The 16,321-nt window shown below is 52.9% G+C and carries 12 protein-coding genes; 9 read left to right on the top strand and 3 right to left on the bottom strand.

Features of this window, described 5'->3' with window-relative positions:
• Window positions 1-134 precede the first annotated feature (134 nt).
• The 4 genes from iolC to iolB all read left to right on the top strand — a co-directional run bounded on the left by iolC (window position 135) and on the right by iolB (window position 4,866).
• Entirely contained in the window at window positions 135-1,130 is a 996-nt protein-coding gene (iolC, locus tag M3223_RS20785; RefSeq protein ID WP_251565187.1) for a 5-dehydro-2-deoxygluconokinase, read from the top strand.
• Between the two features lie 21 nt (window positions 1,131-1,151).
• Window positions 1,152-2,594 (top strand): CoA-acylating methylmalonate-semialdehyde dehydrogenase, encoded by a 1,443-nt coding sequence (locus tag M3223_RS20780; protein ID WP_285891390.1) that lies wholly within the window; start codon window positions 1,152-1,154, stop codon window positions 2,592-2,594.
• A 583-nt stretch (window positions 2,595-3,177) separates the two neighbouring features.
• Window positions 3,178-4,053, top strand: coding sequence for a class II fructose-1,6-bisphosphate aldolase (fba, locus tag M3223_RS20775; RefSeq protein WP_251565185.1), 876 nt, complete (start codon window positions 3,178-3,180; stop codon window positions 4,051-4,053).
• On the top strand, window positions 4,054-4,866 hold the full coding sequence (gene iolB, locus M3223_RS20770) for a 5-deoxy-glucuronate isomerase (RefSeq protein WP_251565183.1): 813 nt from the start codon (window positions 4,054-4,056) through the stop codon (window positions 4,864-4,866). It abuts the gene before it with no gap.
• A 72-nt stretch (window positions 4,867-4,938) separates the two neighbouring features.
• On the opposite strand, the gene M3223_RS20765 is transcribed toward iolB, so the two are convergent.
• Window positions 4,939-6,096, bottom strand: a complete 1,158-nt coding sequence (locus M3223_RS20765) for a serine hydrolase domain-containing protein (protein WP_251565181.1) — start codon at window positions 6,094-6,096, stop codon at window positions 4,939-4,941.
• Between the two features lie 146 nt (window positions 6,097-6,242).
• Entirely contained in the window at window positions 6,243-7,964 is a 1,722-nt protein-coding gene (locus M3223_RS20760) for a sensor histidine kinase (protein WP_251565179.1), read from the bottom strand.
• Window positions 7,965-8,222: 258 nt separating this feature from the next.
• On the opposite strand from M3223_RS20760, the gene M3223_RS20755 reads away from it, so the two are divergent.
• From M3223_RS20755 to M3223_RS20740, 4 genes are all read left to right on the top strand, one after another.
• On the top strand, window positions 8,223-9,878 hold the full coding sequence (locus M3223_RS20755; RefSeq protein WP_251565177.1) for a DUF4091 domain-containing protein: 1,656 nt from the start codon (window positions 8,223-8,225) through the stop codon (window positions 9,876-9,878).
• 31 nt (window positions 9,879-9,909) lie between these two features.
• Entirely contained in the window at window positions 9,910-11,910 is a 2,001-nt protein-coding gene (locus M3223_RS20750) for a DUF4091 domain-containing protein (protein WP_251565175.1), read from the top strand.
• Window positions 11,911-12,538: 628 nt separating this feature from the next.
• Window positions 12,539-12,988 (top strand): hypothetical protein, encoded by a 450-nt coding sequence (locus tag M3223_RS20745; RefSeq protein ID WP_251565173.1) that lies wholly within the window; start codon window positions 12,539-12,541, stop codon window positions 12,986-12,988.
• 57 nt (window positions 12,989-13,045) lie between these two features.
• Window positions 13,046-13,636 carry a C39 family peptidase gene (locus tag M3223_RS20740; RefSeq protein ID WP_251565171.1) on the top strand — a complete coding sequence of 197 codons (591 nt, stop codon included), beginning with the start codon at window positions 13,046-13,048 and terminating at the stop codon, window positions 13,634-13,636.
• Window positions 13,637-13,858: 222 nt separating this feature from the next.
• Here M3223_RS20740 and M3223_RS20735 read toward each other — a convergent pair whose 3' ends face one another.
• On the bottom strand, window positions 13,859-14,509 hold the full coding sequence (locus M3223_RS20735) for a lysoplasmalogenase (RefSeq protein ID WP_251565168.1): 651 nt from the start codon (window positions 14,507-14,509) through the stop codon (window positions 13,859-13,861).
• 261 nt (window positions 14,510-14,770) lie between these two features.
• Here M3223_RS20735 and M3223_RS20730 point away from each other — a divergent pair, with 261 nt between their 5' ends.
• A complete protein-coding gene (locus M3223_RS20730) occupies window positions 14,771-16,318 on the top strand; it encodes a response regulator transcription factor (RefSeq protein WP_251565166.1) in 1,548 nt (515 codons plus the stop codon).
• Window positions 16,319-16,321: the final 3 nt, after the last annotated feature.

The following is a 16,321-nucleotide window of genomic DNA, read 5'->3' as shown; positions in this document are numbered from 1 at the left end:
GAAGTCGGATTGCCACCTCTCCAGGAGGATAAATTCAAGGAAATCTGAGTTCAGCAGCGATTGAAGAGCCGGTCTTGATGCAGCGGACACTTTTTCACGTTAAGCTCATCATGCGATAGAAAGTAGGGAACAAAATGGAGTCCGTATCATTTGCGGCCGGCAAAACGCTTGATTTTGTCGCGATCGGCCGGCTGTGCATCGATCTGAATGCCAATGAAATCAACCGTCCGATGGAAGAAACGATGACGTTTACCAAATACGTGGGCGGCTCTCCCGCCAACATCGCCATCGGCATGTCCCGGCTAGGCAAAAAGTCCGCCTTTATCGGCAAAGTCGCCGACGATCAAATGGGAAGATTCATCGTCCGTTATCTGGAGGACAACGGCATCGGGACGTCAAGCGTGACGACGGACCGGACCGGAGCGGTGACAGGGCTTGCTTTTACCGAAATTAAAAGCCCTGAGGACTGCAGCATTCTGATGTACCGCGACAACGCAGCGGATCTTAAGCTGGAGCCCGGCGAGGTGGATGAGGCGCTGATCGCTAGCAGCAAGGTGCTGCTCGTTTCCGGCACGGCGCTGGCAAAAAGTCCTTCCCGCGAAGCTGTGCTGCTCGCGCTTCGCTACGCGCGTAAACATGGCACAAAGGTCATTTTTGATATCGATTACCGCCCTTATACATGGACCAATCCGCAGGAAACCGCTATTTATTATCATGCGGCAGCGGAAAAGAGCGACATCATTATCGGCACGCGCGAAGAGTTCGACATGCTGGAGCAGTTCGACGGCAATGCCGACCGCAGTGACGCTTTTACCGCTTCGCAGTGGTTCGGCCACCATGCGGAGATTGTTATTATCAAACACGGCAAGGACGGCTCAATCGCTTACGGCAAGGACGGCAGCTCGCATCGCGGCTCTATTTTCCCGGCCAAGGTCATCAAAACGTTCGGAGCGGGCGATTCCTACGCCGCCGGATTTATTTTCGGCCTGATGGAGGGCTGGACGATCAGCCGCAGCATGGAGTTTGGCAGCGCCTGCGCTTCCATCGTCATTTCCAGCCACAGCTGCTCTGACGCGATGCCTACTTTTCAGCAGGTTGACGATTTCATGCGTGCAGCCAAGCAAGCCTAATTCGAGAGGAGAATTTCCGATATGACTGCTTTGAAAAACTTCATCGGCGGCCAATGGGTCGATTCCGTTTCCGGCCAATACGAGGCTGTATTCAATCCCGCAACCGGCGAAACGATCGCGCAGGTTCCGCTTTCCTCCAAAGAGGATGTAGACGCAGCCGTTCAGAACTCCAAGCAGGCGTTTCAATCGTGGAGCCGCACGGCGGTTCCGCGCCGCGCCCGCGTCATGTTCAAATATCAGCAGCTGCTCGTGGACAACTGGGACGAGCTCGCCCGGATCATCACGCGTGAGAACGGCAAAAACTACACCGAAGCGCATGGCGAAGTGCTGCGCGGCATCGAGTGCGTTGAGTTTGCGGCTGGCGCTCCTTCGCACATGATGGGCAAACAGCTGTCCGAGATCGCCACGAACGTGGAATCCGGCATGTTCCGCTATCCGATCGGCGTTGTCGGCGGCATTACGCCGTTCAACTTCCCGATGATGGTTCCTTGCTGGATGTTCCCGCTGGCAATCGCGCTAGGCAATACGTTTGTGCTGAAGCCTTCGGAGCGCACGCCGCTGCTGGCGAACCGTCTGGCTGAGCTGATGCAGGAAGCCGGTCTGCCGGACGGCGTGCTGAACGTCGTTCATGGCGCGCATGATGTGGTTAACGGGCTGCTTGAGCATAACGACGTCAAAGCGATTTCGTTTGTCGGCTCGCAGCCGGTAGCGGAATATGTCTATAAAACAGGCACCGCGCACGGCAAGCGGGTTCAAGCATTGGCTGGCGCAAAAAATCACAGCATCGTGATGCCGGACGCCGATCTTGACGGCGCTGTGCAGCAAATCGTTAACGCGGCCTTCGGCTCCGCTGGAGAGCGCTGTATGGCATGCGCCGTCGTGGTTGCGGTTGGCGACGTTGCTGAACCGCTGATCGAGAAGCTGGTGGCTGCCGCCAACAATCTGACGATTGGCAACGGCGCAGAGGAAAATGTGTTTCTTGGCCCGGTTATCCGCGGCTCCCATAAAGACCGCACGCTCGGTTACATTGAGGCTGGCGTCAGCGAAGGCGCGGCGCTGCTGCGCGACGGACGCTCCGATGCGGCAGCGAGCGGCGACGGATACTTTGTCGGCCCGACGATTTTTGACCATGTGACGAGCGAGATGAAAATCTGGAAGGACGAGATTTTTGCGCCGGTGCTGTCCATTGCGCGCGTCGCCACGCTCGCGGAAGCGGTAGAGCTGGCTAACGACTCGGAATTCGCTAACGGCGCTTGCCTGTTCACCCAGGACGGCAGCAATGTGCGCCAGTTCCGCGAAACAATTGAAGCGGGCATGCTGGGCGTTAACCTTGGTGTCCCGGCTCCGATGGCATTTTTCCCGTTCTCGGGCTGGAAAAAATCGTTCTACGGCGATCTGCACGCCAACGGCGGCGACGGCATCGAGTTCTACACGCGCAAAAAAATGGTTACAGCCCGCTGGTAGAACGGGGTATTAGCGCCGAACGCCGGGGGCTGGAGGCTCAAAGCCAGCACTGGCGGCTAGAGCTGGAGCTCGGGGGGCTGCAGCCGATGCTGCTAAGCGGCCAGTAGGCCGGAGGCTGGTAGCCGCGGTTGCAGCCGGGAGTGGCGCCACAGCTCGGACCATTGGCTAGCAGAAAGGTTGAGTTCAAGGACGAGGCTTCGGCGGAATTCAACCATGTTGAATATTAACGTTGCACCTGTACAATCCTCCTGAGGCGTGTTTGAGAGCAAAGTAGACCATTTATGGCCTTAAATTGACTCGATTTGCGGAAAGCAGGGGGAATAAGGCCATTTTAGGTCTTATTTCAGGCGAAAAGCCCAGTTTTTACAGAAATAAGCCCGATTATGGTCTTAATTCTTCATTGGCACGGGGAATGGATGAAAATAAGCCCGATTAACGGCCTTATTTCTTCAACAACCGGGAATCGTCCGCAAGCGAAATGCAGGCGCCAACGCCTAAAGCGAAGTTTTGGATAGGCAAAAGATGATGCAGGAAGCTATCCCCGCACAAATAAGGATATAGATAGCAGACAGGAGTGGATATTTTGGCTCTCGTTTCGATGAAAGAAATGCTGGAGGAAGGCGCAGCGAAACAGTACGCGGTTGGGCAGTTTAACCTGAACAACCTGGAGTTTACGCAGGCGATACTGATGGCGGCGCAGGAGGAGAAATCGCCGGTTATTTTGGGCGTGAGCGAAGCCTACATTCCCTACATGGGCGGACTTCATTTTATTGCGGGCATGGTAAAATCGCTGATCGACTATTACGGGGTGAAGGTGCCGGTTGCGCTTCATCTGGATCACGGCAGCTCCTATGAGGTATGCATCCGCGCGCTGCACGCCGGCTTCACCTCGGTCATGATCGATGCGTCCCATCACGATTTGGAGACGAACATCGCCATCACGCAGCGTGTGACGGAAGCGGCCCATGTGCTTGGCGCAAGCGTGGAGGCGGAGCTTGGCCGCATTACCGGGCGCGAGGACGATATCGTCGTCGACGAGGCGGAGGCGATGTACGCCGTTACCGAGGACTGCGTGCGGATGGTGCGGGAAACAGGCATTGACTGCATCGCCCCGGCGCTCGGCTCGGTGCATGGACCCTACCGGGGACAGCCGAAGCTCGGCTTCGACCGGATGGGTGAAATCCGCCAGCTGACTGGTCTGCCGCTTGTGCTGCACGGCGGCAGCGGCTTGCCTGACGAAGAGATTTTACGCGCGATCTCACTCGGCACGGCCAAAATCAACGTCAACACCGACAACCAAATCGCTTGCACACAAGCCATTCGCGTTTATTTGCAGGAGCACCCGGAAGCTTACGATCCCCGCCATTATCTCGTTCCGGCGAAAAAAGCGATTCAGGAGTCGGTTCAGGCCAAAATGCGCCTGTTCGGAAGCTCGGGCAGAGCAGGAGGCACGGCCTAGATGGCGGAGCTGCTCGTAAAACCGCTTGGCGAACCCCGCGAAGACGGCTCTGTGCTGAACATTACGCCGGAATCGGCGGGCTGGACATATGTCGGCTTTGAAGTCGTTCAATTAAAGGCAGGGCAATCCCTGCAGCGGGAAACGGGAACGCAGGAAATCTGCCTCGTTCTCATCAGCGGCAAAGCGGATGTGGCAACGAAGCACAGCCGGTTCATGAATATCGGCGAGCGGATGAGCGTTTTTGAAAAAATCCCGCCTTACAGCGTCTATGTTCCGAATGACGACCAGTATGAGCTGACCGCGCTTACCGATGTGGAGGTTGCGCTCTGCAAGGCACCCGGCCTGGGAACGCATGAAGCGCGCCTAATTGCGCCGGAGCATGTTGGAGCGGAGATTCGCGGACAGGGCAATGTGGAACGCTTGATTCACAACATTTTGCCGGAAAACGAACCAGCCGACTCCTTGCTCGTAGTCGAGGTGTTCACGCCGCAGGGACACTGGTCGAGCTATCCGCCTCATAAACATGACCGGGACGCACTTCCGGAGGAGTCTTTCCTGGAGGAGACGTATTATTTCCGCGTGCAGCCGGAGCAAGGTTTTGCCGTCCAGCGCGTGTATACGGACGACCGTTCCTTGAACGAAACGCTCGCCGTAAACAACGGGGAAGCGGTGCTCGTGCCGCGCGGCTACCATCCGGTGTCAGCGCCTCCCGGCTACGAGGTGTATTATTTAAACGTTATGGCCGGGCCTAAGCGGGTGTGGAAGTTTAACAACGATAAAGATCATGCCTGGCTGGCTGCGCCGGTCAAATAACTCCATTAACAAGAACAGGACGAAGCTGCCGCGAGGGCTCCTTCGTCCTGTTTAATTTGCTATTCAGACGTTCTACACACTGCTGCTGGCAGCGGCGATATCGCGGTAAAGCGCATCAACGAGCGCTTCGCAGCGGTCTCCGACGCCTGCGCCCCCGGCCATGAAGTTGGGGCTGTAACAAAACGAGAGTCTCTCCAGGGGATCGGCAAAGGCAAGCGCACCGCTTAGTCCGGGATGGCCGAAGGTGCTGTTATTCGGTCCTAGTGGCACCAGCGGGCAGCCTTGCAGAAAAAAGCCAAGTCCGTAGCGGTAATGGTTGCCGGTCATAGCATCGATCCCGTTCCACATTTGCTGCCGGGCCAGATGAATCATTTGAGGGGACAGCAGACGTTTTCCAATGTGCTGGCCTGACAACGCCGCGTAAATTTTTGCGACCGCACGCGCGGTGCCGTGACCGTTACTGGAGGGGAGGAAGCCGCGCCGAAATTCAGCGTTGTTCACTCCGCCCTCCAACTGGGGCGTAATTCTCCACGCCCGTCCAAGAGGCGTGTTCGGGTTGGACATTTCGCTGAGCGAAACATTCGCCGGATTCGAAATAATATCGGCGCAGCGGCTGATTTGCTCATCGTTTAGACCGAATGCAAACTCGGCGCCAAGAGGTCCGGTGACTTCATCGGCCAGGAAACGGTTGAACGTTCGGCCGTCTGCCCGATAGACTAGCTCCGCAAGCAGGTAGCCGAGGCTCATGGAATGATAGGCGTGGCCTTTTCCCGGCACCCATGCCGGAACCTGCCGTTCAAACGCCTTAATCATAACATCCCAATCCAAGCCTGCGCCGTCCGGAGCGGCATCGGCGTAGAGAACGCCGGACAAGCCTCCTAGCAGCATACGTACCGTAATGGCAGACTTGCCGCAGCGGGCGAATTCGGGCCAATAACGCGCGACCGGCGCGTCAAGTCCGATTACGCCTCGATCGGCCAGCATCAAAGTGCAGAGAACCGCGAGCGACTTGCCGACGGAAAACATGCACACGAGCGTATTGGCTTGCCAAGCCGCATCGTCAGCGGGACGGGCAACGCCGCCCCAAAGATCGACGGCTTTTTCGCCGCCTTGATAGACGCATAACGCAGCGCCGACCTCTCCCCGTTCCTGAAAATTGGCTATAAAAACGTCCCGAAGCCGTCGAAAGCGTATGCTGCAATGCCCGTAAATGGCCGCTGGAGCCGTCATGATGGAATCCCCCCTCTAGCTTCATTATTCCAAGCCGATCTCAAACTTGCCTGGAAAAAGGGATTAATGACGTGAAATTAGAGTAACGCTTCCATTCAATTTACTGGTACCATGCTAGTGATATCCCAACGAATGGACAGAGGAGATCATCCTGTCTGCGGCATCGTCAACGTTGTTAACGTCCGCTCGCCGGGGGTGCTGTCCATTTGGATGTAATACTTTTCTCCGTAAAACAGCGTCATCCGTTCGTTAATATTGCCAAGCCCGATGCTCTCCCGGCTCTCTTCGTTTTGCAGACGCAGCGGGTCGGGCTGCCGAAGACGCTCGTTCAGCTCCGCCAGTCTGCCGGCGCTAATGCCGGCGCCATCGTCCTCAATGACGATATGAACGGAGCCCGGCTCCGTTTTAAACACCCGGATGCGGATTTCCAGCGGCCGCTCCCGCGACAGGCCGTGCTTGATGCTGTTCTCGACAATGGGCTGCAAAATGAATTTGACCATGCGTTCGCCCGCCAAATCATTGGGGGCATCAATGGACAGACGAATCTGATCGCCGTATTTCAGCCTTTGCAGGCTGATGTAGCTCCGCACATAGTTCAGCTCCTCGCGGATCGTCGCCGACATGGAGCTGCCGGAAGCGTTGTAACGAAGCATTTTGCCAAAATCCGAACACGCCTCCGATACGTCGTACAGTCCGGCCAGCTCCATCCGCGCGCTGAAAATATCAATTGTATTGTAAATAAAGTGCGGGTTGATCTGATATTGCAGCGCCTTCAGCTGTGCGTCCTTATGAAGCGTTTCTTTTTTGATAATATCCTTCATCAGCGTATTGATTCGTTCCAGCAGCGTGTTGAAACGCTCCGAGATGACGCCGAGCTCATCGTTGCGGCCGACGGGAATTGCGGTCTGGAACCCGGTCTGGATCGCCTGATCCATGGAGCGGATGCTGCGGTTGATCGTCGTCAGAACCATTTTCAGCACAAAATAAAACAGAGTGATCAACAGCACAAGCGTTGCAATGGATGCAAAGGAGGTGATGGTCTGCAGATTGCCAGCGGCAAACGAGACCGGAGAAGAGAGGCCGATCGTTAGTCCCAGCTCGTTCAGCGGCTCCTGCAGCAGCAGCCGTCCGCCCGCAGCTTTTGCGGTTGAATCGGATTGGTTCGCCGTTTTGGAGGGCAGCTGGCTGGAAGGAAGCGGAGCATTGCCGATCCGGTGGATCAGCGAGCCGCTGCTGTCCCAGATGAGCAAGCTGTTATCGCCGAGCGGCATGCCGTCCAGCGATTGAAACAAATCCTTTTCCGGCAGCTCGATGCTCGTCATCCCCAAATATTTGCCGTTCAGCGAATATATTTTTTGGAGATAGGAGTATACGGAGCCGTTGCGGTACCAGACCGAGCGTTCATCCGATTCCAGAAACGCCCGGTACCATTCCTTGTCCTTCAGCTGAGAGTCATAATAGAAGGAGCCGTAGCCTTCCGGAATGGAAGTATTGCGAAAATAGACGTTGATGTTCTGTATATTGACTTTATGATAGATTTTAGCGTAGTTTACGAGCGGCACAATCTCTTTCCGGTACATTTCGAAGGAGCCCGTGTCGGGATCAAACGGCTCGCCCAGAAACGTTTGCAGCAGTGAGTTGTACGAAATGTTGTTGCTAACGCTTTCTACAATGTCGAGTTTGTTTTTCAGATTGAATCGGATTTGCTCCAGTACAAGCCGGGAGCTGTTTTGCTGCTGGGAGTGAGCGTACGTCCTCGTCTGAACGTAGCTGTAAGCGCAGAGGATCGAAAAAGGAAGTACGATAAGCGCGACAAAAGCGAGCGTGATTTTTGTTTTCAGGCTGCCGTTTCTGATTTTGTTCAGCATAAGCTCGAGTACCCCTTATCCAATGGTGTGCTTGACCTGTGCCAATGAGTATAACATACCTAAACCTGGTAGATTAACGATCTATAATAATGGTACAAAATCCGAAATGATGCTATTTTTTCCTTGCCGCAGCAGACGTTATAGTGTCCTTGAGGATCGCTTGGACTCCAGCGACGCTGCAAGTCCGATGGGCAGGGGAGGAGGCAATAGCGGATCGGAGCGGATTGCCAACGATACGAACCGAAGGGGAGAAATGACTTGAGTAAATTTCCTTTTGAAACGAGAACGATTCATTCCCTAGTCAAAGTGTTTGCCGATGAGCCGCTGAATGCGGAGCCGTTTGAACAAGCTTCGGCGCTTCTGAACGAGACGTACTCGTTTCAGCTTGCGTACCGGTCGGACCGTCAGATTAAACATGTCCGTGCCGAAGCGAAAAGCGCGCTGCCGGGCTCGGTGACGATCCGCGAAGTAGGTCTCGTGCCTGCGGAGTTTCCCATGTACGCCGATCACGACGGTTTTTTGCTGCGCGACACTCCGGGCTTGTACCCCGACCCTCTGTATCCGCTAAATGAAGGTCTTGTTTGCCTGCCGAACCAATGGCGCTCGCTGTGGGTGACGGTAGAGCCTGACTCCGGGGCCGCGCCGGGCCTATATGAAATTGCTCTGTCGCTGCAATCGGAGGAGGGAGAGACGCTCGGAACGTCCAGCTTCGAGCTGGAGCTGCTGCCTGCAGCACTCCCGCCGCAAAGTCTGATTCATACGGAATGGTTCCACACGGACTGCATTGCCACGCATTACAAAGTTGATGTATGGAGCGAGGAGCATTGGCGGCTTGTGGAGCAGTTTGTGCGCACCGCTGTAAAAAGCGGAATCAACATGCTGCTGACGCCGCTGTTCACTCCCCCTCTGGATACGCAGGTCGGCGGAGAGCGCCCTACCGTGCAGCTTGTAGACGTGGAGAAAAACGGAAACGTTTACAGCTTCGGCTTCGAACGGCTGCAGCGCTGGTTTGATATGGCAAAAGCTTCCGGCGTGCAGTATTTGGAGATGAGCCATCTGTTTACGCAGTGGGGCGCAAAACATGCGCCTAAAATCGTCGGCAGCGTTGGAGGCCGTGAAGAGAAGCTGTTCGGCTGGGAAACAGATGCGGGCGGAGCGGAGTACAGCGCATTTCTGGCGCAATTTCTGCCGGAGCTGGTTCGCTTTATTGAAGTGAACGGCCTGAAGGAAAGCGTTTATTTCCATGTATCAGACGAACCGACGATGAACTCCATCGATTCCTACCGCGCGGCAAGCGAGCTGCTTCGTCCGTATATTAAAGGTTTTAAGGTGTTCGACGCGCTTTCGGAATATGAGTTCTACGAGCAGGGGCTGGTGCCGATTCCAGTTCCAGCGAACAACCACATTGAGCCGTTTCTCGAAAATGGCGTGGAGAACCTGTGGACCTACTACTGCTGCGCCCAGTATCAGGACGTGGCCAACCGTTTCTTTGCGTTCCCGTCTGCCCGCAGCCGTATTCTCGGAATGCAGCTCTACAAGCACAACATTGCCGGGTTCCTGCAATGGGGATATAACTTCTGGTACTCGCAGTATTCCATCAAAACGATTGATCCGTTCCGCGTCACGGACGCAGACGGAGGCTTCCCGGCTGGCGACGCGTTCATCGTTTATCCCGGCCCGGACGGACCGCTGGAATCGCTCCGGCTGCAGGTGGTTCGCGAGGCGCTGCAGGATCTAAGAGCGCTGCAAGGCCTGGAGTTGCGCATCGGCCGTGCTGCTGTTCTGGAGCTGCTGGAAGAGGGACTGGAAAGCCCGCTGACGTTCAGCTCGTATCCGCGGGAAGCGGAATGGCTGCTTCGCAAGCGGGAGCAAATTAACCGCAAGCTGTCGGAAGTATCTGAGTTCGCAACTTAAATCGATCCGAATCGCAGAGGAGAGATAGGATATGAAACGATTTACGATGATCGTCTCGGCAATCCTGATCTTGGCTTTATGCTCCGCAGGCGTCGCGCCAGTTCCAAAAGCGGCCGCCTCCCCGTTAACGGGGGCGTGGACGTCCGACTGGCGGGTTAACGTGTTTCAGGACACGCCAATGCCTTCCGTTCTGCCGACGAGCATGGGAATTGTATCTGCAAAAAATGCGATTGAGCCGTTCCAAATTTTATACCGCTCCAATCAGAGCTCGACGATTAACCAGGTTGTGTTCTCTGCGTTTAAGTCAGGAAACAAAAAGCTGCCCGCTTCCAGCTTTAAGTATCATTTTATCGATTACATTAAGACGGACAGCAATTCGCAAAGCGTTTCAGGTCCAGTTCGTACGGTAGCGCCGGGAACGACGGAGAATTTCCCTGAAATTTTGTCTAACGATCTCTCCCGTGCCGTTGCCGCCAATACGACCCAGCCGATCTGGATCAAGGTGAAGGTGCCGGCGGGAACGGCAACCGGCACCTATACGGGAACGGTTACCGTCAAGTCTACAAAGGGCAATTTTCCGATCAGCGTGAGCGTAGAGGTGGCCGATGTGACGCTGCCGGACGCCAGCTCTCCGAATGCGTACAGCACGGAGCTGTGGGCGCAGCTGGTCGGCAACTTTGATACGACAGCCGACGTCATCAACGACAATTTCGGGACGACGACGGGTTCCGCCGCCTGGTGGGGCATCATGGGCGAATTCGCCAAGCTGATGAAGGAAAACCGGCTCAATGTGCTTAAGGTCAATCAGCTCGATCTGCTGCTGAAAGCCCCGGGCACAAAGGTTGCGGCGGACGGCACGGTGACGTTTGACTGGAGCTTCTTCGATTCGTTTATCCAATTCTTCAAGGATAATGGCGGCATTCAAAAATTCGTTGGCGGACCGCTGTCCAAGTACAAGGCCGACAGCGCCGAGCTGGATTCTTCCGTGCCCGGCTCCAACTCGGATTACTCCAACACCTTTGTCGAAACGCTGGCGCATGACCCGGCCAATCCGACCGGTGCGCCGCTCACGCGGCTGATCCGCTACGATCTGGAGCCTGCGGCCGTGACGAGCTACTTAACACAATATTTGACCGCTCTTCACGGGCATTTGGCAGTGAAAGGCTGGAGCAGCATATTTGAGCATCATGTCATTGATGAGCCCGGCCAGACGTTCCAGCAGTCGCTTTATCCGGTGCTGAGCAATCTGATCGACACGTACGCTCCGGGCATGAAAACGGAGGAGGCGGTCGTGGCATGGAGCCTGCAGAGTCTGCAGGATATGATCGATACGCCTGCAGTCATGCTCAACAACTACCAGCTGAATGCGGCAGAGGTCGAAAGCTACCGGAATCCGGGAGAAGATCTGTGGATGTACACCTCAATGGACCCAGTCAGCGACAACTACTTGAACACGATCATCGACCGGCCTGTCTGGCATGGAGAGCTGCTCGGCTGGCTGTCCTTCAAATGGGGCATGAGCGGATATTTGAACTGGGGGCTTAATCAGTGGAACACATGGGCGAATCACTACGGCTCGTTCCCTAATTATCCAACCGATCAGATGTACGCCAGAGTGCTCGGGGACGGCAACTTTACTTACCCGGATCCGGCTAATATGAAGATTCGCAGCTCGATCCGGCTGGAATCTCTGCGGCAGGCTTCTCAGGAGCATGAGCTGCTTCGCATTTTGAAGGCCGCAGACCCGACGGCAGCCGACGCTCTAGTGAACGAGATTATTCGGTCAGGCAACGATTATGAAACGGACATCGGGCTGATCTCCGATGCGCAAAAAGAGCTGGTGCGCGCCGCTGCCGGCGAAGACGTTTCGTCTTCGATTTGCGTGAAGGATAAGGGCAAGGATAAAGATAAGGATAAGGACAAGGGCGGCAAAGACGGCAAAGGTAAGGGAAAGAAGCATGGCGGTAAGGATGACGATGACCACGATCATGATCATGATAATGATTGCGGCGATGACGGAGACGATGACTAATCGTACTTGATAAAGCAAATCCCCCTCGGCAGAGTTTCTGAGGGGGATTTGCTTTTCTGGGGATTGGAAATGAAATAATTTTAAAATCGTTATGTTTCTCATGATTTCAATTTAACACAACGAAAGTTGGACCATATTGCGAGGAAGCAAGAAAAAATAATGAGTGTAATTAGATTCCAAACATCAAAAATGATGCTGTTAAAATGAACCGATGCAATATGTTTGTGAAATTGTAACGAGTTCAGATTTGTATAGATTGAAAACAAATTAAACGAGATACTGATGATTAAGCTTAATATTGAGAGATATAAAATTTTTTTCAGTTTGTTTGATTTCGTATTTTTTGTGGTTTTTTTTATTAATCTAAATATTGTTATGCATATAAGGATTAATAATGAATAGACAGGGATCCAAAATAACACTATCGGGTTCCCATTGGAACTTATATCACCTGCATCAGGAGACATTTCACCAAATAGACGAAAAACTGCAACTAAAATTAAAATTCCTCCCAGACAAACGAGAAAATGCTTCATTTCTTTCACTTGCTATACCTCCTAGGAAACTAGTTTACAAAAATGGAAGAATATGATTATCTTATCATATAACTATTTTGGAGGGTGAGGCTTTGATTATTAGAAAATTCTCAGGTCTAGTTTTAGTATCCATTTTAGCGTTTAGTCTTTCAAGTACAACGGCTTTTGCAGCAAATGATAAGGATAAAGTGGTAATTAAAGATATTGATAAAGTTGCAGAAAAGGCACTAAAAAAACTGAGGTTTGAAGAGGATATAGATAATATCTTAACCAGCCAGGCGGTGTACGGAGTAGACAATCAAATTGTTGCTTACTATTTTCAATTTCCTGAGCATTTCTTGTTAATATCAGCGAGTAAAAAACTATCTCCAATTCTAGCGGCTGGTGGGGGAGAGATGAAATTCTTAAGTATAGACAGTTCGAGCAGACTCTATTACTTTGGAGGTCTGACAGGGTTTAAAGCTTCTGAATCCGATATTATCCTTGAAGAAATACAAAGAAGGGATAAGTCAATTACTTACACTAAAGAACAGTTTAAATAGAAGGAAAGTAATCAAGCTGATAAGTCGTGGAATAATTATTTATCAGATACCACTGAAGTGACCACTTTAGCTGTCGCAACTGTAATAGAACAAAGATTATCGGTGCCAATTTTTGATCAGTGGGATTCAGTTGTTGACCCGAGTTATCGGAGTTCAGCTTGTGGCCCGACTACAATGGCTGCAATAACTGAGTACTGGAGACTCAACAAAGGGAAATCCAATCTTTGGGGCATGCAAAGCTTTTGGGCCAAAGGTTCAATGATCAATCATTTTTATAGTTCACACGGTGGAGCAGCATATGGTATGTCTGTAAGCTCTTTAAAAGGTGGGTTAAAAGCACATGCTTCAGACGACGGGTATGTCTCAGTAACTGGTGATGCTACATCGTACACTGCTTATAGAGGAGAAATAAATAATGGGCGCCCTCTTGCAGTCAAATTTGACTCCTATACAACATTTTTTGAACCTGACCATAATTATGCTTATGCATATCACTGGGTTGTAGGTGTAGGATACGCATACGATACATTTGATAGTCTTATTATAATCCACGATAATGATGGTTCAACATTCTCATCTCAAGAAAAATACTTTGATTACGCAACAAATTCACCAATATTAAGTGCTGTAACCTTCAATATTAGCTAGTAATTTAGGGGAGAAAGAGTATCCTATGTTTGATTTAGGACACTCTTTCTTTTATTTTAAGTATTTCGTGATAAGAGCAGCTTTTATCATCCGATAATTCGTTCATCGACGACGTTGCCCGAGGCGCGTTTTACCTTGGTGTAGAAGCTTTAAGTCAAGCCATCAACCGCTACAAGCGTACTACGCTTCGTTAAACGTCAAGGAGGCAAACAATTAACGCGGTTAACGCGGCGCGGGCCGACCGGGCACGCTCTCCCGCATGCTGCTGATGATCAGAAACTGCGCAGAGTAATAAGTCAGCATAATGAGCGCGTGGGAATAAGCGATCTCGCCGACAAACATGTTCCATGACAGGATCGAATCCGAGATGACGAACAGCAGCGCGCCAAAAGCCGCCGATTTGCTGCCAGTCATAATGGCGGTCCAAGCCATGACGGAAATGGCGATCATATAGACGAGCACGGGAATGACAAGCGCTGTTTCATCTTTATCATAAAGCGCGTTAATGATTTGCGAGCCTACGAGGAACGCATAAATGCCAATCGGGATAATGGCCGCCACACGAAGCGGAGTAACGCGGAGCCGCTTGCAGAAGGCCGATAAATAAAACAGATGGCCGATCAAAAAGGCCGATAAGCCGATGACGAACCAGCGAATTGTACCGTCGCCGACGGCGCAGAATAGCAGGCCGGCCAGCATGAGCCAATGCCAGGACTGGCGCTGCTGCGGCAGCAGCCTCCACGCATAAACCATTAGCAGCGCCATCGGAATCAATTTAAACGTCAGCTTGACGCCCTCCGGCTCCATAGGTATAACAAATATGTAAATCAGCCCTGTTAGGGCAAACAACAAGGGAAGTCCCCATTTTACCACGTAAAATTCCTCCATTTCTATTTCTGTTGTTAAACTCTGCGGAGCAAATTTATTATACAGGCGACTGCCTGTCCAGGAACAGAATATTAGGAAATGCGTAAAGGTACTCCTCTTCTCCCCCGCGCCAAACCGTATGGGTGATCCTGCCAATTTACTGGGCATTTATGCCTCTTGCCCCTCAAAGCCTGTGCGTGTTCCGGCGATTATGCTACACTCCCTTTGTAAAATCTATTTTGCCGAACGGAGAAGGCGGTGGACGTTATGCTAACAATGCTTGTCGTCGACGACGACAAATTCGAACGAGAAGGCGTCCGGTACTTAGTCGATAAATTCGGTTTTAATCTGGAAATCCACGAGGCGGACAGCGGCGAAAACGCGCTGGAGTTTCTGCAAACCGCTAAGGTTGACATTATTTTGTCGGATGTCCGCATGACGGGAATGGACGGCTTGCAGCTGGTGGAGCATGTGAGAAGCCAAGGGCTGCAGGCTAAAATTATATTCATGAGCGCTTACGGCGAGTTCGAATATGCGCAGCGGGCCATCGACGTCAGAGCGATCCGCTATTTGCTCAAGCCGATTCAGGTGACGGAGTTTATTAAGGTGCTGTCGCTCGCCATTCAGCAGTGCGAGGAAGAAAGGCAGGGGCAGGCGCAGCTGGAGCGGATGGAGCAGGCCTACCTGCGGGAGACGCGTTACGAGAAAAACCGGCTGCTTGCAGACTTTATTCTCGGCAGAACGGAAGCGCATTCCGGTGCTACTCCGCTTATCCCGCTGACCGAGCTTGGCGAGCACCGCTGGCTGCGAATGTTCATGCTGGATGCGCGCAGCCGTTTTTTTGACCGTACGTCGCCGGATTTTGAGCAGGAATTGGCTGCAGCCACAGAGCGGCCAGGCGAGCTGGTCCATCTGAATGAATTCCAGGCGCTGCTGCTCGTTCATTCAACGCCGGATGAGGCGGCGGAGGAGCTGTCGGGGCTTGCCGGCCGCTTGAGCGGCTGGTTCAAAGCCGGATACGGACAGGACATCGCGATCGTGGTCAGCGGCTTGATTGAGAACGCCGGTCAGCTGTATCAGGAGTATCAAGCGATGGAGACGCTGCTGGGAAACAAGTTTTTCTGGGAGGAAGGCGCAGTTGTCCAGGCGAACCGGGCTATGGCTGCGGGTGAAGGCGACGTAACGTCTGCCGTTAACGAGGTGCTGGAGGAGATTAAGCAGCATATCCGGCGGAACAGCTACGACTACGCCCGTTTGCGCTTTGAACAGCTGTTCGATACGCTGCAGAGCAGCAGCCGGCTTTCGCCTGTTTACGTGAAGTATGTCTGCATGGAAGTGGTAAAGGCCAGCTTTGACGCTTCCGCCAAAAAGAACGCCGCGGCGTTTAATAAACAGCTGGAGCAGGTGCATAATACGGAAAGGCTGGCCGATCTTCGCCAAGTAATGCAGGCGATTTTGGAGGAGCAGGCGCAGTCGGGCGCCGTATTCGGCGAAGGGAAGTCCAAAGGCATCGAGGAGACCGTCCGCACGATCGAGCAGGATTACGCAAGCGATCTGTCGCTGGAGGCGCTCGCGGAACGGGTGTATTTGTCGCCCAGTTATCTCAGCTACTTATTTAAGAAGGAAAAAGGCATCAGCATCAACAAATTCATCACGCTTTACCGGATGGACAAGGCGAAGGAGCTGTTATTAACCTCCAACCGTAAGGTCGTCGATATCGGTCCAAGCGTTGGCTACAGCAACATTCCCTATTTCATATCCCTGTTCAAAAGCCATTTTGGCAAAACGCCAGCACAGTTCCGGGAGGAGTCCTGAGCG

It is taken from the genome of Paenibacillus pasadenensis, from assembly GCF_023715725.1.
GTDB lineage: Bacteria > Bacillota > Bacilli > Paenibacillales > Paenibacillaceae > Paenibacillus_O > Paenibacillus_O pasadenensis_A.
Note: the sequence above shows the minus strand (reverse complement) of the source record. Positions and strands in the feature narration are given on the sequence as shown.

Bases quoted from the DNA above. Each gene is read 5' to 3' on its own strand.
- iolC (WP_251565187.1), top strand. From the start codon at position 135: ATGGAGTCCGTATCATTTGCGGCCGGCAAAACGCTTGATTTTGTCGCG.
- M3223_RS20780 (WP_285891390.1), top strand. From the start codon at position 1,152: ATGACTGCTTTGAAAAACTTCATCGGCGGCCAATGGGTCGATTCCGTT.
- iolB (WP_251565183.1), top strand. From the start codon at position 4,054: ATGGCGGAGCTGCTCGTAAAACCGCTTGGCGAACCCCGCGAAGACGGC.
- M3223_RS20765 (WP_251565181.1), bottom strand. From the start codon at position 6,096: ATGACGGCTCCAGCGGCCATTTACGGGCATTGCAGCATACGCTTTCGA.
- M3223_RS20760 (WP_251565179.1), bottom strand. From the start codon at position 7,964: ATGCTGAACAAAATCAGAAACGGCAGCCTGAAAACAAAAATCACGCTC.
- M3223_RS20750 (WP_251565175.1), top strand. From the start codon at position 9,910: ATGAAACGATTTACGATGATCGTCTCGGCAATCCTGATCTTGGCTTTA.
- M3223_RS20730 (WP_251565166.1), top strand. From the start codon at position 14,771: ATGCTAACAATGCTTGTCGTCGACGACGACAAATTCGAACGAGAAGGC.